Annotated in this window: 19 protein-coding genes and 1 pseudogene; 9 read left to right on the forward strand and 11 right to left on the reverse strand. The window is 74.3% G+C overall.

Annotated elements, in window-relative coordinates:
- Positions 1-26: 26 nt before the first annotated feature.
- The gene (locus ACF09C_RS01960; protein ID WP_392087550.1) at positions 27-647 is read right to left on the reverse strand and encodes a TetR/AcrR family transcriptional regulator; all 621 of its coding nucleotides are present in this window, start codon (positions 645-647) and stop codon (positions 27-29) included.
- An 86-nt stretch (positions 648-733) separates the two neighbouring features.
- Between ACF09C_RS01960 and ACF09C_RS01965 the strand changes: the two genes are divergently transcribed.
- Both ACF09C_RS01965 and ACF09C_RS01970 read left to right on the forward strand, forming a co-directional pair.
- Complete coding sequence (locus ACF09C_RS01965) at positions 734-1171, forward strand: DUF4345 domain-containing protein (protein WP_392087552.1); 438 nt, start codon at positions 734-736, stop codon at positions 1169-1171.
- Positions 1172-1258: 87 nt separating this feature from the next.
- Positions 1259-1504, forward strand: coding sequence for a hypothetical protein (locus ACF09C_RS01970; RefSeq protein ID WP_362008225.1), 246 nt, complete (start codon positions 1259-1261; stop codon positions 1502-1504).
- Between the two features lie 64 nt (positions 1505-1568).
- Here the strand turns inward: ACF09C_RS01970 and ACF09C_RS01975 are convergent, their stop codons facing one another.
- On the reverse strand, positions 1569-3467 hold the full coding sequence (locus tag ACF09C_RS01975; RefSeq protein WP_392088660.1) for an NAD-binding protein: 1899 nt from the start codon (positions 3465-3467) through the stop codon (positions 1569-1571).
- 531 nt (positions 3468-3998) lie between these two features.
- Here ACF09C_RS01975 and ACF09C_RS01980 point away from each other — a divergent pair.
- Positions 3999-5369 carry a D-alanyl-D-alanine carboxypeptidase family protein gene (locus ACF09C_RS01980; protein WP_392087554.1) on the forward strand — a complete coding sequence of 457 codons (1371 nt, stop codon included), beginning with the start codon at positions 3999-4001 and terminating at the stop codon, positions 5367-5369.
- 84 nt (positions 5370-5453) lie between these two features.
- On the opposite strand, the gene ligA is transcribed toward ACF09C_RS01980, so the two are convergent.
- Together ligA and ACF09C_RS01990 are read right to left on the reverse strand one after the other, a co-directional pair.
- The gene (gene ligA / locus ACF09C_RS01985; RefSeq protein ID WP_392087556.1) at positions 5454-7547 is read right to left on the reverse strand and encodes an NAD-dependent DNA ligase LigA; all 2094 of its coding nucleotides are present in this window, start codon (positions 7545-7547) and stop codon (positions 5454-5456) included.
- 102 nt (positions 7548-7649) lie between these two features.
- Positions 7650-7997, reverse strand: coding sequence for a hypothetical protein (locus tag ACF09C_RS01990; RefSeq protein WP_392087558.1), 348 nt, complete (start codon positions 7995-7997; stop codon positions 7650-7652).
- A gap of 242 nt (positions 7998-8239) precedes the next feature.
- Between ACF09C_RS01990 and ACF09C_RS01995 the strand changes: the two are divergent.
- A pseudogene (locus ACF09C_RS01995) lies at positions 8240-9112 on the forward strand (SigB/SigF/SigG family RNA polymerase sigma factor); the annotation flags it as partial.
- Between the two features lie 133 nt (positions 9113-9245).
- On the opposite strand, the gene ACF09C_RS02000 reads toward ACF09C_RS01995, so the two are convergent.
- Both ACF09C_RS02000 and ACF09C_RS02005 read right to left on the reverse strand, forming a co-directional pair.
- Complete coding sequence (locus ACF09C_RS02000) at positions 9246-9704, reverse strand: ATP-binding protein (protein WP_392087560.1); 459 nt, start codon at positions 9702-9704, stop codon at positions 9246-9248.
- A 92-nt stretch (positions 9705-9796) separates the two neighbouring features.
- Positions 9797-10039: a DUF5133 domain-containing protein gene (locus ACF09C_RS02005; protein ID WP_392087561.1), complete on the reverse strand. Its 243-nt coding sequence runs from the start codon at positions 10037-10039 to the stop codon at positions 9797-9799.
- Between the two features lie 146 nt (positions 10040-10185).
- Between ACF09C_RS02005 and ACF09C_RS02010 the strand changes: the two genes are divergently transcribed.
- Positions 10186-11223 carry an NAD-dependent epimerase/dehydratase family protein gene (locus ACF09C_RS02010; protein WP_392087564.1) on the forward strand — a complete coding sequence of 346 codons (1038 nt, stop codon included), beginning with the start codon at positions 10186-10188 and terminating at the stop codon, positions 11221-11223.
- A 77-nt stretch (positions 11224-11300) separates the two neighbouring features.
- On the opposite strand, the gene ACF09C_RS02015 is transcribed toward ACF09C_RS02010, so the two are convergent.
- A complete protein-coding gene (locus ACF09C_RS02015) occupies positions 11301-12212 on the reverse strand; it encodes a glutathione S-transferase C-terminal domain-containing protein (RefSeq protein ID WP_392087566.1) in 912 nt (303 codons plus the stop codon).
- Between the two features lie 580 nt (positions 12213-12792).
- Here ACF09C_RS02015 and ACF09C_RS02020 point away from each other — a divergent pair.
- The 4 genes from ACF09C_RS02020 to ACF09C_RS02035 all read left to right on the forward strand — a co-directional run bounded on the left by ACF09C_RS02020 (position 12793) and on the right by ACF09C_RS02035 (position 16688).
- Complete coding sequence (locus ACF09C_RS02020; protein WP_392087568.1) at positions 12793-13251, forward strand: RrF2 family transcriptional regulator; 459 nt, start codon at positions 12793-12795, stop codon at positions 13249-13251.
- 155 nt (positions 13252-13406) lie between these two features.
- On the forward strand, positions 13407-14726 hold the full coding sequence (locus ACF09C_RS02025; protein ID WP_392087570.1) for an acyl-CoA dehydrogenase family protein: 1320 nt from the start codon (positions 13407-13409) through the stop codon (positions 14724-14726).
- A 121-nt stretch (positions 14727-14847) separates the two neighbouring features.
- Complete coding sequence (locus tag ACF09C_RS02030; protein ID WP_392087572.1) at positions 14848-15747, forward strand: universal stress protein; 900 nt, start codon at positions 14848-14850, stop codon at positions 15745-15747.
- Positions 15748-15896: 149 nt separating this feature from the next.
- Complete coding sequence (locus ACF09C_RS02035) at positions 15897-16688, forward strand: CAP domain-containing protein (RefSeq protein WP_392087574.1); 792 nt, start codon at positions 15897-15899, stop codon at positions 16686-16688.
- Between the two features lie 27 nt (positions 16689-16715).
- Here ACF09C_RS02035 and ACF09C_RS02040 read toward each other — a convergent pair whose 3' ends face one another.
- The 4 genes from ACF09C_RS02040 to ACF09C_RS02055 form a co-directional block, all read right to left on the reverse strand.
- Positions 16716-18254: a sigma-70 family RNA polymerase sigma factor gene (locus ACF09C_RS02040; RefSeq protein WP_392087576.1), complete on the reverse strand. Its 1539-nt coding sequence runs from the start codon at positions 18252-18254 to the stop codon at positions 16716-16718.
- A gap of 119 nt (positions 18255-18373) precedes the next feature.
- On the reverse strand, positions 18374-18703 hold the full coding sequence (locus ACF09C_RS02045; RefSeq protein ID WP_392087578.1) for a hypothetical protein: 330 nt from the start codon (positions 18701-18703) through the stop codon (positions 18374-18376).
- A 97-nt stretch (positions 18704-18800) separates the two neighbouring features.
- Entirely contained in the window at positions 18801-21023 is a 2223-nt protein-coding gene (locus ACF09C_RS02050; RefSeq protein ID WP_392087580.1) for an NADP-dependent isocitrate dehydrogenase, read from the reverse strand.
- A gap of 45 nt (positions 21024-21068) precedes the next feature.
- The gene (locus ACF09C_RS02055; RefSeq protein ID WP_392087582.1) at positions 21069-22112 is read right to left on the reverse strand and encodes a phosphatase PAP2 family protein; all 1044 of its coding nucleotides are present in this window, start codon (positions 22110-22112) and stop codon (positions 21069-21071) included.
- Positions 22113-22266 lie beyond the last annotated feature (154 nt).

Below are 22266 nucleotides of genomic sequence, written 5' to 3' on the forward strand. Positions count from 1 at the left end.
CGGGCCGGTCGGTCGGTCGGGCCGGTTCAGGCGGGTGGAGCGGGCGGCCAGTCGGGGGCGGGGTCCTCGGAGAGCAGGGGGCGCAGAGCGCCGACCGCCGCGCCGATGCAGGTGTCCCGCAGCTCGGTGCGGGTGCAGGTCTCGCGGGTGAGCCAGTCCACGCACAGCACTTGGACGAAGACGAGCCAGGCCTTCAGCGCCGCGGAGACGGCGGCGTGCGTGCGCGCGTCGGCGAGCGGGAGCACACCGAGCAGACGTGAACGCAGGGCGTCGAGTTCGTCCGTCATGATCGTCTGAATGACGGGGTCGCCCGCCAGCACCCGGTTCGCGGCCAGGACGGCGTGCCGGTTGGCGACGAAGTAGTCGAGATGGGTGTCCAGGCCCTGGGCGAGCTGCTCGACGAGCGTGGCGTCGGGGTCGAACGCGGTCGCCTCCAGCAACCGGTCGGCCGCCTGCTGGTACACCGCCGCGAAGAGCGCGTGCTTGCTCGGGAAGTGCTGGTAGAGCAGGGCGCGGGACACACCGGCCTGCCGCGCTACGTCCTCCATCAGCACGTCGTCGTAGGGGGCGGCGGAGAAGAGCCGGGCGCCGACGGCGAGCAGTTGGGCACGGCGGTCGGCAGGGCTCAGACGTCGACGGGGAGGCACGCGCCCAGATTACTTGACACTCATCTACCAAGGGACCCTATCCTGAAGATAAGTAGGCACACGTCAACTAAGTGGGGTGGAGTCATATGGCCAAGGCACTCCGGGTGTTCGCCTGGGTGATGGGCCTCGCCTGCACGGCGATCGGGCTGTTCCACGTGGTCGGCGGCAATGCCGCGATTCCGGGCGAGGCCGACGCCGGCCCCACTCTGGACAGCCTGGGCCGGTTCTTCGGCGCGATCTTCGCCGGGTACGGGCTGGTCTGGCTGTGGGCGGCCAGGCAGCACCCGGTCCCGGCGCGGGTGGTGCGGTGGCTCGCGGCGGTCTTCCTCCTGGGCGGTGCGGGGCGGCTGTTGTCCCTGGCGGTGCACGGTTGGCCGCACTCGTTCCAGGTGGCGCTGACCGTGGTCGAGCTGGCCCTCCCGCCCGTCTGGTTCTGGCTGGCGGACGCCGACGAGCGGGCGGCCCGGGAGCGGGTGCCGGCGGGTGCGGCGGCGGCCGGGCCGTCCCTTCCGGATCCCGCCTGAGCCACGCCCACCGGAACCGCTTCGAGGGGCGTTGTCAGACCCGTACGAGAGGGTGGAGGTTGCCAACCTGTCGAGAGGGAGCCCGACATGACCACGATCACCGTCCGTGAGCGCGCCGCAGCCCAGGCGTACCTCCGTCTGCTGGAGTCCACCCAGGCCGTGCTGACGGATCCGCACCTCGTGCCCTACGCGGCGGCGATGCTCACCCACCCCATGGCCGAGGCCGACGAGGCGCTGCGCGCGGCGGGGCTTTCCGGGAACGAGGCGAGGTTGCTGCATCTCGTGTCGGCCCTGCGCGCCTCCCCCACCGCGGACCTCGGCCGGACGGGGTGAACGGCGAGGACGTTGCGGTGCGACGCGCGCGGGTGTCGGTTCGTGCCGGGTTCGGATCCCGGGGTCAACGCGTCCTGTGGCGGGTGGAGTCGGGCCGCTCCTGACGCGGGGGGCGGGGATGGCGGCCGAGGAGTTCGGCCAGGCCGCGCCGGGTGGTGGCGACGAGGACCCGGTCGCCCGCGCCGAGGACCCGGTCCGGCTCCAACTGCCAGACGAGCCCCGCCGCGTGCCTGCCGAGAGGCGCCGAACCGGTGGCGCGGGCGATGATCCGCCAGGCCCCAGGACGGAAGGCCTCGGCCACCGTACGGCCCTCCAGGTACGGGTTGCCGCCCGCCTCCACCGCCGCGAAGAGCAGCACCCGGCGCTCCACCGGAATGGCGCCCAGGATCTGGCGGCCCATCATGGCGCCCGCGAAGGCGGGGGCCGCCAGGTGCGAGACGCTGCGGCTGCGGGTGAGCGCCTCGGGGTGGGCGGCGCGCAGGGTCCGGTAGACGGCGGTGGAGAAGTCGTCGTCGTAGAGCCGCAGCGCGACCCGGAGGTCGGGCTTGACCGAGCGGGCCGAGAGCGCGGCCTCCAGATTGGTGATGTCGATGCTGGTCAGCGCGAGCAGAGCGTGCGCCCGGTGGATCCGGGCGGCCTCCAGGACGCCCTCCTCGGTGACGTCGCCGATGACGGTGGGCACGCGCAGCCGGCGGGCGAGGGCGATGCCGCGGGCCTCGGGGTCGGACTCGACGCAGACCACGGGGATGTCGAGGCGCCGCAGCCGGGCGAGGACGCGGGTGCCGACCTTGCCGAGGCCGAGAAGCACCACATGTCCGGAGAGCCCGCGGGGCGGGCGGCGCAGCGAGGTCGCCGTACGGAAGGTGCCGAGCGCCTCGAGGATGCCCGCCATGAGCACCGGCATCAGGAGGAGCCCGACGAACCCGGCGAGGATCTGCAGCACCTGACGGCCGGTCGTCTCCTCGACCGCCGGGTCTCCGATGGCGAAGATGTCGAGGAGGGTGAGGTACGCGGCGTGCAGGGGGTGGTCGTCGGTGGCCAGCCACGTGGCGAGGGCGATCGCCCCGACGGCGGCGGTGACGCCCGCGAGCGACCAGCGCAGCCTGCGGGAGAACAGCGAGCCCACGGGCAGGGAGGAGCCGCCGAACCGCTTGTGGGACAGGGTGGGGCCCGCGTAGGTGATCGCTTCGAGCGCGACCGTGCCCCGCCCGGAGGCGGCGGCGACGGCCCGGTCGTCGGGCAGCAGCAGCGGGCCCTGGGCGCCGCTGCCTTCGGCGCCCTCGACGCCGGCCGGGTCGTTCGTCGTCGCCGACAGCAGCGCGAGCGTGCAGAGCCCCGGGTCGGCGACCTCACCCCGGGCGGGCGGGGTCCGCTCGACGGCGTGCAGGAGCAGCCCGCCGGCCTGCACGACCTTGCTGGTACCGGCGACGGCCGTGGCCGCGAGCGCGGGCGCCGCGGTGTCGGCGTCCGAGAGCACGGTCGTCGCCGCGTCGAGCTCCTTCGGATCGAGGCCGGGCTCGGCGACCGTCGCGGCCTGGTCGAGGAGCGTCTCCAGGTGCTGCCCGAGCCTGCGGTTGTAGAGCCGGATGACCAGGCGCAGTCGCGGGTTGAGCCGTCGCGCCGCGAGGGCGGCGCGGATGTTGGTCTCGTCGTCGTCATGGACGAGGGCGAGCGCGGCGGCCCGCTCCACTCCCGCGTCGATCAGCACCGCGTCGTCGACCTCGGCCGTCTCCACCAGCCGGATCGACCGGCCCTCGGGCGCGCCGCGCTGGTCCAGGGCGGGTGTACGCGTCATGGCGGCGGTCACCCGGCCGAAGAGCGAGGCGGCGCGGCCCAGGCGGCCGGAGGGCTGCTGCGGCTCGTCACCCCGCACGGGTACGAGGAGGGTGATCCGCTCCCCGTACACATCGTGGAGCTCAAGGGCGAGCCGGTGGGCGAGGACGTCGTCACCGCAGACGATCATGTGCCCTGCCGGGGCGGGCGGCGGGAGCCGGTCGGGTCGCGCCGCGGGCGCGCCGAGGGGCCTGCCCTGCGGATCGGCGGAGGGCGCCCGCCGAGCGGGTTCCGGAGGAACGGGCAAGCTCTGGTGCGGAAGTGAGGACACGTCACCAGGATGCCGTGTGGCACCGACACTCCGGCCACCGCCCATGCGCGATGGGTGGTTGCGCCGCCCGCGTCGGTGGTTTCCCGACGCCGTCGGGTCGGCTCCGCGTCGGAAGTCGGCTCCGTCGCGGTCGCTGCCGCTGCCGCTGCCCGCGCCGCCCCCGCCCGTCTGGGCGCGGCTCGGAGCGGGGTTCGGGGCGTCGTGAGGGATCCGCCCGGACGGCTACCGGGGGCGGCGGACGTGGCGGCGGACCCGGCGGCGGGCGTGGCGGCTCGGGCCGGCGTGCTCTCCCGCCGTTCGAGAGTCCCGAACCGCCCGTACGCCACTCCCCGTACGCCGGTCGGCGCACTCCGATCTGCGAGGGCCGGTCCCGCTTCCTACGGTGGCTGAATGATCGTCATGTCAGCTGTCCGTCATGCTGCCGCCGGTGCCGCGGCGCTGCTGCTCGCGCTGCCCGTGCCGGCGGCCGCGGCGGCCTCCGGCACCGAACCCACGCCTCCTGCCGAACGCTTCATCGATCCCGCCCGCCTCCACCGCTCGGGCACCCAGGTCCAGGCCCTGCCCGGTGGCCCGGCGGCGCCGTCCTCCGTCTCCGCGCTGTCCTGGCTGGTGGCGGACGCCTCCACGGGCGAGGTCCTGGCCGCGCGCAACGCGCATCGGCGGCTGCCGCCCGCCAGCACGCTGAAGACCCTGTTCGCCGTGACCGCCCTCCCCCGCATCGACCAGAGGGAGCGTCACACCGTCTCCGAGTCGGAGCTGTCGGGGATCGGCAGCGGAAGCAGCATGGTCGGCGTCCAGGCCGGACTCACGTACAAGGTCTCCGACCTGTGGAACGGCGTCTTCCTCAATTCGGGGAACGACGCGGTGCGGGTGCTCGCCGCGATGAACGGCGGCTGGGAGTCCACGACCCGTCAGATGCAGGCCAAGGCCCGGGCGCTGGGGGCTCATGACACCCGTGTGGTGTCCCCTGACGGGTACGACGCGCCCGGTCAGGTGTCCTCCGCCTACGACCTGGCGCTCTTCGGCCGTGCCGGGCTGCAGGATCCGGACTTCGTCCGGTACTCCTCGACGCGGTACGCGGAATTCCCTGCGGACGGCTGGTCTTACGGCATCCGCAACACCAACCGGCTGCTGACCGGGGAGGACGGCGTGCGCCGCTACCCCGGGCTGATCGGCGTGAAGAACGGATACACGACCAACGCGGGCAACACGTTGATCGCGGCCGCCCGGCAGGGCTCACGGACGCTGGTCGTGTCGGTGATGAACCCGCAGTGGGGCGGCGGGCTCGCGGTGTACGAGGAGGCGCGGACGCTGCTGGACTGGGGCTTCGACGCGGCGGGACGGGTCCAGCCGGTCGGCTCGCTCGCTCCGGCGGCCGTACGGGACCGGGCCAAGGACGGGCAGGTGAAGAAGGCCACGGGGAAACCGGCGGCGGGAAAGCCGGCGGCCGAAGCGGCGGGGAAGACCTCGGGGGCCGTGCCGCAGGCGGGGCCGAAGGCGGGCGCCGAGCGCGGCGCGGGCGCCGGGACCGGGACCGCGACCGGGCCCGATGCGCGTACCGCGCCGCGGGCCGGGGCGGCCGCGGTCTCCGGCGACATGGCCGCGCTCTCCGCACCCGCGAAGGCCGTACGCCAGGAGGACGTGCCCTCGGGCCCCTGGGCGGGGCTTCCGCTCGCCCTGGTCGGGGCGTCGCTGGGCGCCGCGCTCTCGCTCTGGGTCTGGCGCCGGCGGTCCGCCGGACGGGGTGACGGGGGCCTGTGACCGCCGGTCGCGCGACGCCGCGAGAGACCGGGGCCCCACGCCACGGGCCACGGTGAGCGCCGCGCGACCGGCTCCCCGCCCTCGTCAGGCGGGCAGGAACTCCCCGAGCAGTTCGGCGAACTCCTCGGGACCGACCAGACGGATGCCCAGCTCCTCGGCCTTGGCCCGCTTGGACCCGGCCTTCTCGCCCGCGACGACGAGCCCGGTGCGCCGGGAGACGCTGGAGGAGGCCCTGCCCCCGGCGCGCTCGACGAGTTCGTTCATCTGATTGCGGCTCAGGGCGGCCAGCACCCCGGTCATCGCTCCGGTGACGACGACGGAGAGACCCGCGAGCGGCCCGGCCGGGGCGTCGGATGCGGCGGCGACGTGCTCCGCCTCGGGACCCGTGTCCGGGCCGGCCGTCCCCGGCGCGGGCGGCGGGGTGGCTCCGGGCTCGGTCATGTTCACTCCGGCGGCCACGAGCCTGTCGACGACCGGGCCGAGCTCGGCCAGCTCGGCCACGATGACCGGCGCCTTCTCCGCCCCGATGCCCTCGACGCTCCGCATCGCCTCCTCGTCGGCGGCGCGGACCTCGTCCATCGTGGCGAAGTGGCGCGCTATCCGACGGGACATGGAACGGCCCGTGCCCCGGATACCGAGCGCGCACAGGACGCGGGAGAGCGGCCGGGTCCGGGCGGTGGCGAGCGCGGCCAGCAGGTTGTCCGCGCTGGTCTCGCCCATCCGCTCCAGGCCCAGGAGCTGCTCACGGGTCAGGGTGAACAGACCGGCCACGTCGGCGACGAGACCGGCGTCGACGAGCTGCACGATCCGGGACGCGCCGAGCCCCTCGACGTCGAGCTGGTCGCGGCCGACGGCGTACGAGAGGGAGGCCACGAGGTGGCAGTTCCTGCCCTGCGCGCACCGCCAGCGCTGCTCGCTGCGGTCGATCTCCGAGCCGCACTGCGGACAGGCTTCGGGGAACTCGATGGGCTGTTCCTCACCGGTCCGCAGCTGGGCGAGGGGCGCCTCGACCCGGGGGATGATGTCGCCCGCCTTATGGACCATCACATGGTCGCCGAGGCGAAGATCGCGGCGGGTGATGTCCGAGGGGTTGTGCAGGGTCGCGTACGTGACGGTGCTGCCGTCGATGTCCACCGGCTCCAGAACGGCCCTGGGCGCGATGACGCCCGTACGGCCGACGTTCCACTCGACGGCGAGGAGCCGGGTGACCTTCTCCACGGCCGGCAGCTTGTACGCGATCGCCCAGCGCGGCGCGCGGGAGCCCTCTCCGGCCTCGCGGCGGTCGGCGGCGAGGTCGGCCTTGACGACGATCCCGTCGATCCCGAACGGCAGCTCCGCCCGGAGCGCCGCGATCTCCTCGACCCTGGCCAGGACCTCGGCCGTGCCGGTCACCGACCGGCCGGGAACGGCGGTGGCGGCCGAGGTGTGCAGCCCGAGGGCGGCGGCTCGCGCGAGCAGCTCGCTGTGGGCCGCCCCGCCGAGACCGGCGCCGCCCAGCAGGTCGTAGGCGAAGAAGGTCATCTCGACCCGGTACGGCCGGTCCTTGGCACGCAGGGTGCCCGCCGCCGCGTTGCGCGGGTTGGCGAACGGCTCGCCGCCGTGGGCCACCCTGACCGGGTTGGCGGCCTCGAACTGCTCGATGGTCATGAGCACTTCGCCGCGGACCTCGACCGTCAAGGGCTCGGCGAGCCGCTCCGGCAGACCCACGATCGTCCCGATGGCGTGCGACACGTCCTCCCCTGCCGTGCCGTCCCCGCGGGTGATGAGACGGGCGAGCCGACCCCGTTCGTAGCGCGCCGCGATCGCGAGTCCGTCGAGCTTGGGTTCGACGCTCCACCGCTCCACCGTCCGGCCGATCCGGCGCTCCAGCGAGGCGGCCCAGGCGGTGAACTGCTCCGCGGAGAAGACGTTGTCCAGGGAGAGCATCGGCCGTGTGTGCGGGACGTCCCCGGTGGCCGCGCCCCCGGCGACCTTGCCGGTCGGTGAGTCGGCGCGCGCCTGCCCGGGGTGGTCGGCCTCCCAGGCGGCTATCGCCCGGGCGAGGTGGTCGTAGGCGTCGTCGTCCAGCGGGGACGTACCGCCCGCGTAGTAGGCCGCGGCGGCGTGCTTGGCATCCTCGACCGCCCGCGCGTACGCGGCGGCATCGGCGAGAACCGGAGTCGTCGTCATGGACTCCATCGTGCCGGGCACCACTGACAACGGGCCCCGCCGACCGACGGCTCCGCGCGCGGTCGACTCCCCCGGCCACGCCGCCCCCGGAGGTGTCGGGTCAGCGCAAGGTCAGTTCGGCCAGGACCTCGGCCTCAGATGGCGCGACCAGCGGATGACCAGCCGCAGCAGGCCGGTCACGGTCAGGACCCACGTGACCGCGAAGACCCAGACCAGAGCCGGTTCACCGGTGGCGACCGCCAGGACGAGCAGCCCGAGTGACAGCACGCCGAGGAGGGCGACGACCACCGCGAGCGCGTGGCCGTGCCCCGGGCGGCCGGACGGGCGGCCCCCTCCTCCGAGGCGGCGCCTGCGACGCGAGCCGTCCTCCGGCGACGCATCCGACATGTCCGCGCGGAGATCACGCTCCATCTCGGCCAGGATCCGCCGCTCCCGCTGCGAGAGCCGGGGTTCGTCCATCGCCGGACACCTCCACCTGCACGCCCTGCGCCTTCCACCCCCGCGGGTACCCGCGGGGAGCCCCCGGACACCTCCCCCGGTCCGAGGTACCGCCACCCCGCAAGTGAGGTGTCGCCGCCCCCGCAAGAAGCGGGTGAATCACCCATACATGGGATAATCGACCCAGGACGCTCGAACGACGGACCGCGCCGCCCCGCTCGGCGACGCAGGCTCGCCACCACCGTCGAGGGAGCCACATGTCCATGCCCCGGAACCCTCCCGCCCCACCCGTCACCGCCCGTACGGGTGCGGCGGCCGCGGTGCGCGAGCGCGCGCTGGACGGCCTGCCCGAGGTCGACCGGCCCACCGAAGTGAGCACAGGCGACGCCCAGACGCTCTCCACCGCGCTCTTCGCCCGGCTGGCGGAGATGGAGGAGGGCACGCCGGAGCGCGCGTACGTCCGGAACACACTGGTCGAGCTGAACCTCAGCCTGGTGAAGTTCGCCGCGCGCCGCTTCCGCAACCGCACCGAGCCGCCGGAGGACATCGTCCAGGTCGGCACGATCGGCCTGATCAAGGCGATCGACCGGTTCGAGACGGGCCGGGAGGTGGAGTTCTCCGCCTTCGCCCTGCCCACGATCGTCGGGGAGATGAAACGATTCTTCCGCGACACCAGCTGGGCGGTGCAGGTGCCGCGACGCCTTCAGGAGCTGCGCATCGAGCTGGCGAAGGCCGTCGACATCCTGGAGCAGCGGCTCGGCCGACGTCCGACCCGGGCGGAGCTCGCCGCCCATCTGCACCTCGACGAGGAGAGCGTGGCGGAGGGCGAACAGGCCTCGAACGGCTACGTGGCCCGCTCGCTCGACACCCCCGCCGGGGACGACGAGTCGTCCGTGTCGGCGGTGGCCCGTCGGCTCGGGGCGGAGGAACCGGCCTTCGAGCTGATCGACACGCTGGAGTCGCTCAAGCCGCTGATCGCGCGGCTCGACCTGCGGGACCGCCGGATCCTGGCGCTGCGCTTCGGCGAGGAACTGACACAGGCCCAGATCGGTGATCGGCTCGGCCTCTCGCAGATGCACATCTCCCGGCTGCTCGCCAGGATCCTCGGCGAGCTCCGCGCGGGCCTGCGGGAAGACGTCCAGGACCTGCAGGCCGACACCCACGCCGAGGACCGGGGTACCCACGCCGAGGACCGGCACGCCCACACCCACGACCGGCACGCCGACACCGAGGACCGGGGGACCCACGCCCCCGACCGGTCCGCGTCGCTCAGCGCGGGTGCCCCGGGCGGCTGACCTCGAGCCAGACCACCTTGCCGCGCCCGCGCGGCTCGGACCCCCAGGCCCCTGCCAGCCGGTCGAGGACCATCAGGCCGTGGCCGCCGGGCAGCGACGGCGCCCTGGACCGGCGCCGCTTCGGGGGCTCGGGGCTGGCGTCGGACACCTCGACGCGCAGGTGGTCGTCGCGGTGCCGCAGGACCAGCTCCTCGGGGCCCTCGGCGTGCAGGCAGGCGTTGGTGACGACCTCGGAGACCAGGAGCAGGACGTCCTCCGCCCGCTCCCGCCCGTCGTCGTCCTCGGCCGGGAGCCAGCCCCAGTCGCCGAGCGCCGCCTCCGTGAAGTCGCGGCAACGCGTGACCACGCCCCTCGTCCCGAACAGCACCAGCCGCCGGACCTGTTCCTCGTCCACGGCGTGCGGGGCCGTGGACGCGCCGTGCTCCGACTCCATCGGTCACCCGCCTCCCTCCGTACTCGTACGGGCGCATACCCCACTCACGCCCCGGAACGCATGGTTCGTCCCGTCGGTACGAGAGCCGGCGCTCAGGAGCCGGGGAGCCGTTCCAGGGCCTGGCGGGGCGCGGTGCCCGGGCCTCCGACGTACCGTTCGGCGGCGTGCACCGCCTCGCGCGCGGTCCGCTCCCCCATCAGCACGCACAGCGTGTACGCGGTGTCCTCGAAGCGGCGACGGACCGACAGGTCGCAGGGCCTGGCCAGGACACCCCGTTCCTGAGCCCGATAGTGCCGCAGCAGCCGGTCGACGGTGTTTCTGTCGGGCATCAACATCTAGTCCTCCTGGCGCGTCCCCCCTCCCTTCCCTCCGTCGCTCCATATTCGGGTCGGCGGGTCACCTGCGCGACCCATGCGGACACGTTCCGTCACGGCGTCCGTCCGGCGTGCGGCGGCGCGCGGGATGGCGGATGGTCGATTCCATGAAGGCGAGTGCGGGTCTGAAGGTCGTCGTCACCGGCGCCACGGGCAATGTCGGCACGAGTCTGGTCCGGGCTCTGGAACGAGAGCCGCGGATCGCCTCCGTGCTCGGCCTGGCCCGCCGCAGACCCAACCTGTCCCTGGGGAAGACCGAGTGGGCCGAGGTGGACCTGTCGCTGGAGGGCGACGAGCCGCAGCTGGCGCGGTACATCGAGGACGCCGACGCCGTGGTCCATCTCGCCTGGGCCTTCCAGCCGACCCATGAACCGGCCGTGACCTGGCGGTCCAACGTCCTCGGGGCGATGCGGGTCTTCGACGCGGTGGCGGCGGCGCACGTGCCGGCCCTGGTGTACGCCTCGTCCGTCGGCGCCTACTCCCCGGGGCCCGGGAACGGCGCGCCCGTCTCGGAGGCCTGGCCCACGCACGGCTGGCCGGGCGCCGCGTACACCCGCGAGAAGGCGTATCTGGAACGCGTCCTGGACACCTTCGAGCGCGACCACCCCCAGACCCGCGTGGTGCGGATGCGGCCCTGTTTCCTCTTCAAGGAGGAGTCGGCGAGCGAGCAGCGGCGGATCTTCGCCGGCCGGTTCTTCCCCGGGTGGCTGATGCGTCCCGATCTGCTGCCGCTCCTCCCGGAGCCGGCCGGGCTGCGCTTCCAGGCCATGCATACGGACGACGCGGCCGAGGCGTACGTCCGCGCGCTCGTGGGAGACGTCCGGGGTGCGTTCAACATCGCCGCCGACCCCGTGATCGACACGGCGGCGCTCTCCTCCCTCCTGTCCGCCCGGCCCGTGAAGGTGCCGAGCGGGGCGGCGCGCGGCCTCCTCTCGGCGGCCTGGCGGCTCCGGGTCGCGGGGGCCTCCCCCGACCTCTTCGACGCGGTCCTCCGACTGCCCCTGATGAACACCGAGCGGGCCCGTCGTGAGCTGGACTGGGAACCGACCCGCACCTCGGTGGAGGCGCTGAGCGCCTTCCTGCGGGGCGTACGGGCGGGCAGCGGCGACGCGACGGCCCCGCTCGCGGGCCGCCGCGTGGGCTGACGGCCTCGGCCTGTCAGCACGTCAGTCCGTCAGTCCGTCAGCCCGTCAGCCCGGTAGCCCGTCGCTCCGTCGGTACGTCAACCCGTCGGTCCGTGGCTCCGTCCGTACGCCGCCCAGTCCACGACGCCCATGGCGGCTCCCGCCGCCTCCCGGCCGCCGCAGTGGGCGCGGTGGCGCGCCGCGATGCCGTCGAGGTCGAGGTGGTGGCCGAACGCCGGGCGGGCGGCGAGGCGTCGGGCGTAGGACCAGAGCGCCGGGTGTCCGGCGATCCGCTCCAGGGCGCCGGCGTCCAGATGGCGGCGGTGGACGGTGTCCAGCTGGACGAGGGTCACCCAGACGTGGATGTCGGCTGCGGTGAGGGTGTCGCCGAGGACGTACGCCCGCCGTCGCAGTCCGCGCTCGAGGCCGCCGAGGGCGGCGAAGAGTTCGGCGAGCGGGCCCTGGTGGGCGGCCTCGTCGTCGAGACCGAGCTCCCCCGCCTGCTGCGCGGCCCGGTTGATGCCGCGCTCGCACAGTTCGGCGATGGCGGCGATCTCGGCCTCGCGCCCTTCGGGCAGCAGGTCGGGGCGGCCGGGTCCGCGGAACCGCAGGGCGAGGTCGCGCAGGATGTCGGGCGCGTGGGTGCTGACGATGCGGCCGGTCCAGCCGTCGCTGAGGACGGGCGCCGCGGCCGGACCCGGGTAGAGGTGGGCACTGGCCTCGTACAGCGGCAGCAGGTCCGCGTACCCGCCGCCGGGCGTGTCCGGGGTGGCGGGGAGGAGCGAGAGCGGGACGGTCTCATCGAGCCCGAGAAGACTGTGGGTGACGGCGATGCGCAGACAACCGGGACAGGCGAGGGAGAGGTGGATCCGGTAGCGGTGCGGCACGGCGTAATGGCCGCTGCGGACGTCCGCGCCGATGCGGCCCCGGAAGGCGGGCGCGGCGGACACGGCGGCGGGGGCCGAGGCCGGTGGGGCGACGTCCGGGCCGAGGTGCGGGGTGACGGACATGCTTCTCCCTGAGGGTGCTCGGTGCTGGGTCACGGGCGCGCGACGGCGTCGGCGGGCGTCCGGAGGCAGCAGAGGTACGGGAAGGAGGAGGGCGGAGTGGTACGGAAGGCCGCGGTCGGGGGCGTACAGCCCGCCCGCCGGGCTCGACGGCCGGCCGACGGACCCGCCCGGCAGGCGGCGCCCGGGGTCGGCCCGGAGGCCGGATTCCGGCCCGCAGACCAGGGCTCGGCCCGCAGCCCGAGGGCTGGGGCCCGCAGGCCCAGCGGGCTCAGCGGGTGGAGCCGTCGGTGGGTGCCGTGGGCCGGCGGTGGTGGCGACTCGCCGCGCTGCACACGCGCAGCAGGTCGATGTGACGGCGGGAGGTCAGGGCCGGTGAGCGCACCGGTCGGCCGGCGAAGGCCGTCGTCCGTGCTCCCCTGCGCGTCATCGTTCCCTACCCGTTCACTCGGATTCCCGTCTCCCGAGTGTCGGCGCGGCCACGGCCCGCGTCAAGACCGCGGACAAGCCTCGGACACGTAGCCTCCCCGGCACTCCCCCGTGGGGTACGGATCCGGTCACCGAGGTGCGGAATAATGCGGGCATGCGCATCTCAGCCAGGGCCGACTACGCGGTGCGAGCCGCGCTCCAGCTGGCCGCCGCCCAGGACGCGGGGCCGGTCAAGGCCGAGGCGATCGCCGAGTCCCAGGACATCTCGCACAAGTTCCTCGAGGGGATCCTCGGCGACATGCGCCGGGGCGGTCTCGTGCAGAGTCAGCGAGGCGGCAACGGCGGCTACTGGCTGGCCAGGCCCGCGGACACGATCTCCGTCGCGGACGTGATCCGGTGCGTGGACGGCCCCCTCGTGTCGGTGCGCGGGGTACGGCCTCCGGAGCTCTCGTACACCGGTCCTGCCGCATCGCTCCTGACGCTCTGGATCGCGCTGCGGGCGAATGTGCGCAACGTGCTCGACGGGGTCTCCCTCGCGGACGTGGCGGCAGGAAAGCTGCCGGCCGAGATCTCCGGACTCGCGGAGTCGCCGGACGCCTGGACCAATCCCTGACTCCCCCGCACTTCCTCCGACCCCGCACGACGCCGGGCCGTCTCGACTCCTGGAATTGAACTGTCCATGATGCGAACGCCCCTTGGGGCCATGCCCCTCCCTCTGGGACTATCCCTACTATTCCAGTGGGAAAACTCGGGATCCTATGAGGTGACGTGAGAACGCCGAAGAAGTCCGCGCTGCGCCCCACCTCCCGGCCGGCCGACCGCCGGGGTGACGACGAGATCTGGCCCCGCGTCACCCGCGAGCTCGCCGACGACCTCTCCTTCGACGCCCCGGGCCGGGACCGGGCCGGGAAGCCTCCGTTCGACGAGGTCGCCCGGTTGCGGGAGGCCGGGCTGCCCGCCCTGCTCACCCCGCCGGGCGCCGGTGGGCGGGGGGCCGACTGGCGGGCCGGGTGCGCCGTGATCCGGGAGATCTCCGCCGCCGACAGCTCGATCGGCGAACTCCTCGCCCACCACTACGTCCTGGCCTGGAGCGCCCGTTTCCTCGGCGGTGGCGAGCCACCCGCCCCCGGGGCCTCCTCGCACACCGCGTTCGAGGACGGCACCGCCCGGGAGGGCCTGCTGCTCGGCGGCGGTATGGAGCCGACGGGGACGAGCGGCCCCGAGTCGCCCGCGACGGACATCGGGCGCGAACTCTCCCTCACCCCGACCCGCGGCGGCCATGTCCTCCACGGGCGCCGCTCCTTCGGCTCCGGGGTGACGGTCGCGGACCGCCTGGTCGTCGGGGCGCGCTGTACGGAGACCGGGAACGTCCTGGTCGTGCTCGTGGATCCAGCCGACCCCGCCGTCTTCGTCGAGGCCGCCGCGGAACGGGTCGGCCAGCGGCTCGCGGGCGCAGGGACGGTGACGTTCGACCAGGTCAGGGTGGATGCCCGGCGGATCCTCGGCACGCTCCCCCGCGACGAGCACGCGGTCGCCCCGTTCACGACGCTGGCCCCGCTCGCGCTGCGGCTCCTGCTCGTCCACGTCGGGCTCGGCATCGCCGAGGGCGCGCTGGCCGAGGCCCGGGACGTCAGCCGCGCGACCCTGGCCGCCCCGGCGGCGCTCGCGCGTGTCGGGGCGCCCGACCACACGCCGGGCCCGGAGGATCCGTACCTCCTCCTGGCCTACGGTGAGTTGGCCACGGCGGCGCACGCCGCGGCGGCTGTCGTCGAGCGCGCCACGGACGCCCTGGCGCGCGGCCTCGCCGCCGGGCGGGCGCTCGGCGTGGAGGACCGCGCCGACATCGCCGTCCTCGTCGCGGCGGCCGAGGCGGTGACGAGTCGGGCGGCCGTCCGGATCACCACCCGCATCCTGGAACTCGTCGACACCACGGCGCCCGCCGACGCCCCGGGCGGCGGCCCCGGCTTCGACCGGTTCTGGCGCAACGCGCGTGCGCTCACCGCGCACTCCTCCCCCACGCACCGCCTGCGCGACATCGGCGACCACTACCTCCACGGGACCAGGCCGGGCCTCAGACTGCTCGCCTGAGGAGGCCGTCCGGCATGTCGGGACCTCCGACCCTCTCCTCGGGCGGCCGTCGGGCCCAAGCTGGAAGGCAGAGGGGCCCAGCCTCGGCCGGGCCCGCCACGGACGTGAGGGAGACAGCCTGATGAGTCGCGAGATCGTCGCCGGAGTGGACGGTTCGCCCGAGAGTCTCGCCGCGGCCGACTGGGCCGCCCGGGAGGCGGTGCGCCGCGGCCTCGGGCTCCGGCTCGTGTACGCCTGGCGGTCGGAACCGCTCAACATCCCGCTCGACCAGGACCGCGCGCGCCAGGACCGTATGGCCGAAGAGGTGGTGCGGGCGGCCGAGTCGACGGTCGGCGGCCGGCATCCCGACCTCGCCCTCACCGCCGAGGTCCTGCCCGACACCCCGGTCGCGGCCCTGCTGGGCACCGAGGAGCGGGCCGAGATGCTCGTCATCGGCTCGCGCGGGCACGGGCGGGTGGTGGGCTTCCTGCTCGGCTCCCACGGCCAGCAGATCATCGCGGCCGCCACCCGCCCGGTCGTGGCGGTCAGGACGCGGGACGCCCCCGAGACGGACGGCGCCGAGGGCGCCGGCGACGCGGGTGACGAGGGCGGCGAGATCGTCGTCGGGCAGGAGGGCGGCCCGGAGGACAGCGCCCCGGCCGTCGGCTTCGCGTTCGCCGCGGCGGCGGCGCGCGGGGCCTCGCTCAGGGCGGTACGGGCGTGGAGCGTACCGTCCCTGTACGCCTACAGCCCGGCGTCGATGGCGCTCGCCGACGAGGCCGGCGGGCTCGTCCCGTACCAGGAGAAGGCGCTCCGCGAGGCCCTGGCGCCGTGGCGGGAGCGGTTCCCGGGGGTGCGGGTGACGGAGCAGGTGGAGATCGGGAGCGCGGGTCAGGTGCTGCTCTCCTCCTCGGGTGCCGCGCGGCTCCTGGTGGTGGGGCGACGGGCCAGGCGCGGGGCGCTCGGGTCCCGGATCGGTTCGGTGGCGCATGCCGCGCTGCATCTGGCGCCGTGTCCGGTGGCGGTCGTGCCCCACGGGTGATGCGGTGGCTCCACGGGGCGGCGTGTTGACGGGCCGGGTTGACGAGGAGTGTCGAACGGACCGGCGCCGGAAAGTGTTCTGACCGCCGCCCCGGCGGCTCTCCCGCGCGCCGGACGGTCCGGCGGCCCCCGGAGAAGAGAGCGGAGCCCATGGCACACCACGACGACACGAGCCCCGACGAACAGCCGACGCCGGACGGCGGCCGGCACCGCAGGGGCGGGGGCGCGGGTCCTCGGACCCGTCGGGGTCCTTCCTTCCGTACGGCGGTGACGCTCGCGGGCACGGCCGCCGTCGTCCTCACCGTGGCCGCGGGGGCGTACGTGGCGACCCTGGGGACCCCGCCCGCCACCCGTTCGGAGGCCGTCGCGCCCCCGGACCTGGCGCCGCTGTCCGGACGGTCCGCACCGGAGCCCGCCGCCTCCCCGGCCTCGCAGGCCCCGTCCGCGCAGGCGCCTGCGACGCCGGAGAAGGCCCCCGCGCCGGGGCAGACCCCCGCGCCGGAGAAGGCGGCGCAGGAGCAGGCGCCCGGTGCCGAGTCCATGGTCGGCGGGACGGCCGGGCGGTACGTCGAGGAGGTCATCGCTCTCGCCAACACCCGGCGGGAGAAGGCCGGTTGTGCGCCGCTGCGCGCCGACCACCGGCTGGCCGAGTCCGCCCAGGCGCACGCGGACGACATGGCGGACCGCGACTACTACGAGCACAGGACGCCCGAGGGCAAGGACGCGGGCGACCGGATCACGGCGGCCGGGTACGCGTGGTCGAGCTGGGCGGAGAACATCCACCGCGGCCCGAAGACCCCCGTCCAGGCGATGGAGGACTGGATGGGCAGCGACGGGCACCGCCGCCACATCCTCAACTGCGCGTTCAAGGACATCGGCGTGGGGGTGACCCTGACGGCCAACGGGCCGTGGTGGGTGCAGAACTTCGGCACCCGGCGCTGATCCGGCCGCCACGTCGAGGACGCGGTCTCACGGCGCGGGCGTGGCCAGCTTCTGCACCCACACCGTGCCGTCGGGCCCCGAGACGGCGGCGACCCCGGTGTCCCGGTAGGCGCAGTCCAGCATGTTGCGCTCGTGCATCGAGCCGTCCATCCAGTCGTCGAAGACGGCGGCCGGGTCGGAGCTGCCGCGCGCCAGGTTCTCGGCCCACGCCGACCACTCGTATCCGACGGCCGAGATCCGCGCGTCGGCGAACCGGCCCTCCGGGCTGCTGTGCGCGTAGTAGCCGCGCCGGACCATGTCCCGCGCGTAGGCGCGGGCCGCGTCGTCGAGCCGGGGATCGGTCCGCAGGGGTGCGCAGCCCTCCTGCGCCCGCCGCTGGTTGACGAGCCGGGTGAGCCGCTCCTCCGCGGTCGCCGTCCGCTGCGGCGTGGGCGTCGGCTTCGGGGCGGGCGGCCGGGTGGGCGTCGGGGTGGGCGTGGGGCTCGTGGTGGTCGGCAGGGGCGTCGTCGGCAGGGCTGCCGGGGGCGCCGCCACGGGCGCGGCGGGCGCGGGCGCGCGCTTCTCGGGCTCGGAGGGTACGAGCAGGATGAGGCCGCCGAGGACGCCGACGGCGGCCGCGCCGGCGATCCAGGCCCGGCCGAGCGAGCCCCCGCCGCCCGCGCCGACGGTCCCGAGATCGGCGGGGACCGGATCCGTCAGCGGCTCGGGGCCCGCGCCGCCGTTCGGGGCGGCTGCGGTCTGCGGCGCCGTGGCGTCGGCCGCCCACGCCGCCGCCTGGGTCTCCGGACTCGTAGCGCCCCACAGCAGGACCGGCGGCACCAGGGCGAGGCCCACCAGGAGCGCCTCGGCGGGGGCGAGGTCGGTGCGGGGCGGCAGGCACCGGCGGCAGGGGGTGACATGGCGGGCCACGCGCTTGCGCCAGAGCGGAGAGGGGACACCGTCCCAGTCGGCGGTCAGCCGCGCGAGCTCCGCGCAGCGCGGCCGGGCGCCGAGCGCGCGGACGACCGTCCGGCCGGTCTCCAGGCGCTCCTTCATCCGCTGGACGCGGACCGCCGCGTGCGCCGGGGTGACGTCGAGCGCCCCGGCCAGTTCGGCGCGGTCGAGTTCGCCTCCCGCCTCGAGCCACCACAGCGCGAGGACCTCGCGGTCGCTGTCGTCGAGCCAGCGGGTGGCCTCGGCGACCTCGCGCCGCTGGCCGGTGAGTCCGAGCCGGAGGATGGTCAGGTCGACGAAGTCGCCCTCCGGGTCGGCCAGCTCGGCCGCCCGGTCGAGGCCGGGGACGGGTCCGCTCTGGCGTTCGCGCCAGCGTCGGCGTATCTGGTTGGTCGCTATGGCGACGAGCCAGGACCGGAAGCGCTCGGGGTCGCGCAGCCCGGGCAGCCCGTCCAGGGCGCGGACCATCGTCTCCTGGACGACGTCGTCGACGTCCGCGTGGCCGTCGAGGGCGCGGCCCACGATGTTGTAGACCAGCGGAAGGTACGCGCGGACGAGCCGCTCACCGGCGTGCGGGTCTCCCGACACGGCCGCGCCCACCAGTGCGGCCGTGCCGCGCTCGTCGCTGTGCATGTGCCCTGCTCCCTCGTCGTACTGGGTCCTTACCGTCCCGTCCTGAGGAGACCCGTGGGAGCGGGTGGGATAACACTTCTGTGGCCGGAAGACGTCGGGTCTCCGGCCGGAGGCGCATCCTAGGTGTTGTCCTGTGGGGGCTGTCCTGCGGGCAGGCCCTGTACGGGTGGGTGGGGCAGGTACGGCACGGTGGCCGCGTGCCCTTCCCGTACCGCTTCGACGGCGGCCGCGTGGAGATCGCGGCTCTCCGCCTCGGAGGCACACGGCACCGGACTGCCCGCCATGGTGAACCAGTCGGAGGCGCCGGTGTACTGCACGGCTACGCGTGCTTCGCCATCTACCCAGGTGGTGTGCACGGTCATGTCGCCGGTGACCGTACCGACCTCGTCGGTGAGCACCCCACCGCGCCCGGTGTAGACGCCGGGGGTCGTCCATGATGCCCAGCTCATCCATCCAGGTTCACACCCGAATGGCACATCCGCCACCGACGGGACCGCCCCGGCCGGGAGGAATCCCGGCCGGGGCGGTTCGGCTGTCGCGCCAGGGTCAGGCGAGGGACGCGATGGCCTCGTTGAAGGTGGTGGACGGGCGCATCACGGCCGCGGCCTTGGCCGGGTCGGGCTGGTAGTAGCCGCCGATCTCGGCCGGGGAGCCCTGGACCGCGTTGAGCTCGGAGACGATGGTGCCCTCCTGCTCGGTCAGGGTCTTGGCCAGGCCGGCGAAGGCCTCGGCGAGCTGCGCGTCGTCGGTCTGCTTGGCCAGCTCCTGGGCCCAGTACAGGGACAGGTAGAAGTGGCTGCCGCGGTTGTCGATACCACCGACGCGACGGGTCGGCGACTTGTCCTCGTTGAGGAAGGTGCCGGTGGCGCGGTCGAGGGTGTCGGCGAGGACCTGGGCGCGGGCGTTGCCGGTGGTGGTGGCCAGGTGCTCGAAGCTGGCGGCCAGGGCGAAGAACTCGCCGAGGGAGTCCCAGCGGAGGTAGTTCTCCTTGACGAGCTGCTGGACGTGCTTCGGGGCGGAGCCGCCGGCGCCCGTCTCGAAGAGGCCGCCGCCCGCCATCAGCGGGACGACCGACAGCATCTTGGCGCTGGTGCCCAGCTCCAGGATGGGGAAGAGGTCGGTCAGGTAGTCGCGCAGGACGTTGCCGGTGACGGAGATGGTGTCCTCGCCGCGGCGGATGCGCTCCAGGGAGAACGTCGTCGCGTCGACCGGGGCGAGGATCTTGATCTCCAGGCCCTCGGTGTCGTGCTCCGGCAGGTAGGCGTTGACCTTGGCGATCAGCTGCGCGTCGTGGGCGCGGGTCTCGTCCAGCCAGAAGACGGCCGGGGCGCCGGTGGCGCGGGCGCGGGTGACGGCGAGCTTGACCCAGTCCTGGATCGGGAGGTCCTTGGTCTGGCAGGCGCGGAAGATGTCGCCCTCGGCGACCTCCTGCTCCAGGACCACGTTGCCCGCGGCGTCGACGAGGCGGACGGTGCCGGCCGCGGCGATCTCGAAGGTCTTGTCGTGGGAGCCGTACTCCTCGGCCTTCTGCGCCATGAGGCCGACGTTGGGCACGGAGCCCATGGTCGACGGGTCGAAGGCGCCGTGGGCGCGGCAGTCCTCGATGACGGCCTGGTAGACACCGGCGTAGCTGCTGTCCGGGAGGACGGCGAGGGTGTCGGCCTCCTGGCCGTCGGGGCCCCACATGTGGCCGGAGGTGCGGATCATGGCCGGCATCGAGGCGTCGACGATGACGTCGGACGGCACGTGCAGGTTGGTGATGCCCTTGTCGGAGTCGACCATGGCGAGGGCCGGGCCCTCGGCGATCTCGGCGTCGAAGGAGGCCTTGATCTCGGCACCGAGGTGCGGGACGTTCTCCAGGCCGTTGAGGATGGTGCCGAGGCCGTCGTTGGGGGACAGGCCGGCGGCGACGAGCACCTCGCCGTACTTCGCGAAGGTCTTCGGGAAGAAGGCGCGCACGACGTGGCCGAAGACGATCGGGTCGGAGACCTTCATCATCGTGGCCTTGAGGTGCACGGAGAACAGCACGTCCTCGGCCTTGGCGCGGGCGATCTGCTCGCCGAGGAAGGTGCGCAGGGCGGCGACGTGCATGACGGAGGCGTCGACGACCTCGCCGGCGAGGACCGGGACGGACTCGCGCAGCACGGTGGTGGTGCCGTCGGCGGCGACATGCTCGATGCGCAGGCTGCCGGCCTCGGCGACGGTGACGGACTTCTCGGTGGAGCGGAAGTCGTTCTGGCCCATCGTGGCGACGTTGGTCTTGGACTCGCCCGACCAGGCGCCCATGCGGTGCGGGTGGGTCTTGGCGTAGTTCTTGACCGAGCCGGGGGCGCGGCGGTCGGAGTTGCCCTCGCGCAGGACCGGGTTGACGGCGGAGCCCTTGACCTTGTCGTAGCGGGCGCGGACGTCCTTGTCCTCGTCGGTCTGCGGGTCGTCCGGGTAGTCCGGGAGGGCGTAGCCCTGCGCCTGGAGCTCGGCGATCGCGGCCTTCAGCTGCGGGATGGAGGCCGAGATGTTCGGCAGCTTGATGATGTTGGCCTCGGGCGTCTTGGCGAGCGCGCCGAGCTCGGCGAGGGCGTCGGCGATGCGCTGGCCCTCTTCGAGACGCTCGGGGAAGCCGGCGATGATGCGCCCGGCCAGGGAGATGTCACGGGTCTCGACATTGACTCCGGCCGTCGAGGCGTAGGCCTGGATCACGGGCAGGAACGAGTACGTCGCCAGGGCGGGCGCCTCGTCAGTGTGGGTGTAGATGATGGTCGAGTCAGTCACCGGGTGTGCTCCGCTCCACGTCTGCGTCTGCGAGATTGCTCGACATCAAGATATCTCGTGATCGGCCTCGGTGGGAAAGGGCCCCGCCTCCTCGCTCGCGAGGGTGCCGGTGAGCCGGTACGGGGCGGGGCAGGCGTCCAGGTCGACGCGGCGGAGCAGACCGAGGAGCAGCAGCGCGGCGGCCGCGCCCGCCCCGAGGGCGAGGGCGTGTCCGCCCTGGTAGGCGACGCGCGGGAGGGCGGGGTCGGCCGGGTCGAGGAGGAACATGGAGTCGACGAGGAGGACGGTTCCGAGGCCCAGGCCGCCGGCGGCGGCGAGGGCCAGGGGCACGATCACGAAGAGGATGCGGTAGGGGTGGCGGCGGGTCCGGGCGAGGGCGACCTTGCCCCGGCGGGCGACGATCGCGAGGAGGCCGCAGCCCACAGCGAGGACGAGGAGGTCGGCGCCGATCACGTCGCTGGGGCGGTGCCAGCCGGCGGCGACGGTGTACGCGCCGACGGCGATCGCCCAAAGGGCGCCCAGGCCGACGGCGAGGCCGCGGAGCCGGTACGGGACGACGAGGACGAGCCCGAACATCACGCTCGTCGCGATCGTGGTGTGCCCACTCGGGAAGCTGTTCTGGGTCAGGTGCGGGGGCGCGTCGACGAGGTCGGGCCGGACCAGGAGGAAGCGCTTGAGGACCTCGGTCAGGAGCAGCGACACGGCGACGGTGCCGACCGCGGCGGCCGTCAGCGCGTACCGCCTGCGGATCGTGCCGATGGCGGCCAGCAGGAGCAGGGCGGCGGCCAGGGAGGAGAGCGTGATGTGCTGGAGGGTGTGGTTCGCCTCGTGGGCGGCGGCCAGCGTCTCGTCGGTGAGGCGGCCGGTGAGCACCGCGTTCTCCCAGCGCTGCCCCGTCGCGGTCAGGACGAGGCCGGCGTAGACGATCGCCATGAGCAGGACCGAGCCGAGGCAGGCGCGCCGCATCCGCTTGCGGACGCGGGCACTGAAGGAGTCGGCCGCTTCACCGGCGACGGCGGCGTACCACCAGGTGCCGGTCTCCAGGGGCTGCGCGCTGCCGTCGGTGCGGAGCCTGTCATAGGGAGCCATGCTCCGATTCGAACCCGGTGGGGTCCGGGGCGCCCGCTGGACGCACCCGAACGAATCGCCGAGCGGTCACGAGGGGAACAGTCGGCCGTGGCGTGACGGCTCCGCGCCGCCGCCCACGGGCAGCAGCCCGAGAAGGCCGCCCCCTGTGCCGGAG

Source organism: Streptomyces sp. NPDC014870 (assembly GCF_043081505.1).
Taxonomy (GTDB): domain Bacteria; phylum Actinomycetota; class Actinomycetes; order Streptomycetales; family Streptomycetaceae; genus Streptomyces.

Coding starts and splice junctions, on each gene's coding strand:
- ACF09C_RS02020 (WP_392087568.1), top strand. CDS start 12,793: ATGCGCATCTCAGCCAGGGCCGACTACGCGGTGCGAGCCGCGCTCCAG.
- ligA (WP_392087556.1), bottom strand. CDS start 7,547: ATGGAGTCCATGACGACGACTCCGGTTCTCGCCGATGCCGCCGCGTAC.
- ACF09C_RS01975 (WP_392088660.1), bottom strand. CDS start 3,467: ATGATCGTCTGCGGTGACGACGTCCTCGCCCACCGGCTCGCCCTTGAG.
- ACF09C_RS01970 (WP_362008225.1), top strand. CDS start 1,259: ATGACCACGATCACCGTCCGTGAGCGCGCCGCAGCCCAGGCGTACCTC.
- ACF09C_RS02015 (WP_392087566.1), bottom strand. CDS start 12,212: ATGTCCGTCACCCCGCACCTCGGCCCGGACGTCGCCCCACCGGCCTCG.
- ACF09C_RS01965 (WP_392087552.1), top strand. CDS start 734: ATGGCCAAGGCACTCCGGGTGTTCGCCTGGGTGATGGGCCTCGCCTGC.
- ACF09C_RS01990 (WP_392087558.1), bottom strand. CDS start 7,997: ATGGACGAACCCCGGCTCTCGCAGCGGGAGCGGCGGATCCTGGCCGAG.
- ACF09C_RS02005 (WP_392087561.1), bottom strand. CDS start 10,039: ATGTTGATGCCCGACAGAAACACCGTCGACCGGCTGCTGCGGCACTAT.
- ACF09C_RS02030 (WP_392087572.1), top strand. CDS start 14,848: ATGAGTCGCGAGATCGTCGCCGGAGTGGACGGTTCGCCCGAGAGTCTC.
- ACF09C_RS02010 (WP_392087564.1), top strand. CDS start 10,186: ATGAAGGCGAGTGCGGGTCTGAAGGTCGTCGTCACCGGCGCCACGGGC.
- ACF09C_RS02055 (WP_392087582.1), bottom strand. CDS start 22,112: ATGGCTCCCTATGACAGGCTCCGCACCGACGGCAGCGCGCAGCCCCTG.
- ACF09C_RS02000 (WP_392087560.1), bottom strand. CDS start 9,704: ATGGAGTCGGAGCACGGCGCGTCCACGGCCCCGCACGCCGTGGACGAG.
- ACF09C_RS02045 (WP_392087578.1), bottom strand. CDS start 18,703: ATGAGCTGGGCATCATGGACGACCCCCGGCGTCTACACCGGGCGCGGT.
- ACF09C_RS02040 (WP_392087576.1), bottom strand. CDS start 18,254: ATGCACAGCGACGAGCGCGGCACGGCCGCACTGGTGGGCGCGGCCGTG.
- ACF09C_RS01980 (WP_392087554.1), top strand. CDS start 3,999: ATGATCGTCATGTCAGCTGTCCGTCATGCTGCCGCCGGTGCCGCGGCG.
- ACF09C_RS02035 (WP_392087574.1), top strand. CDS start 15,897: ATGGCACACCACGACGACACGAGCCCCGACGAACAGCCGACGCCGGAC.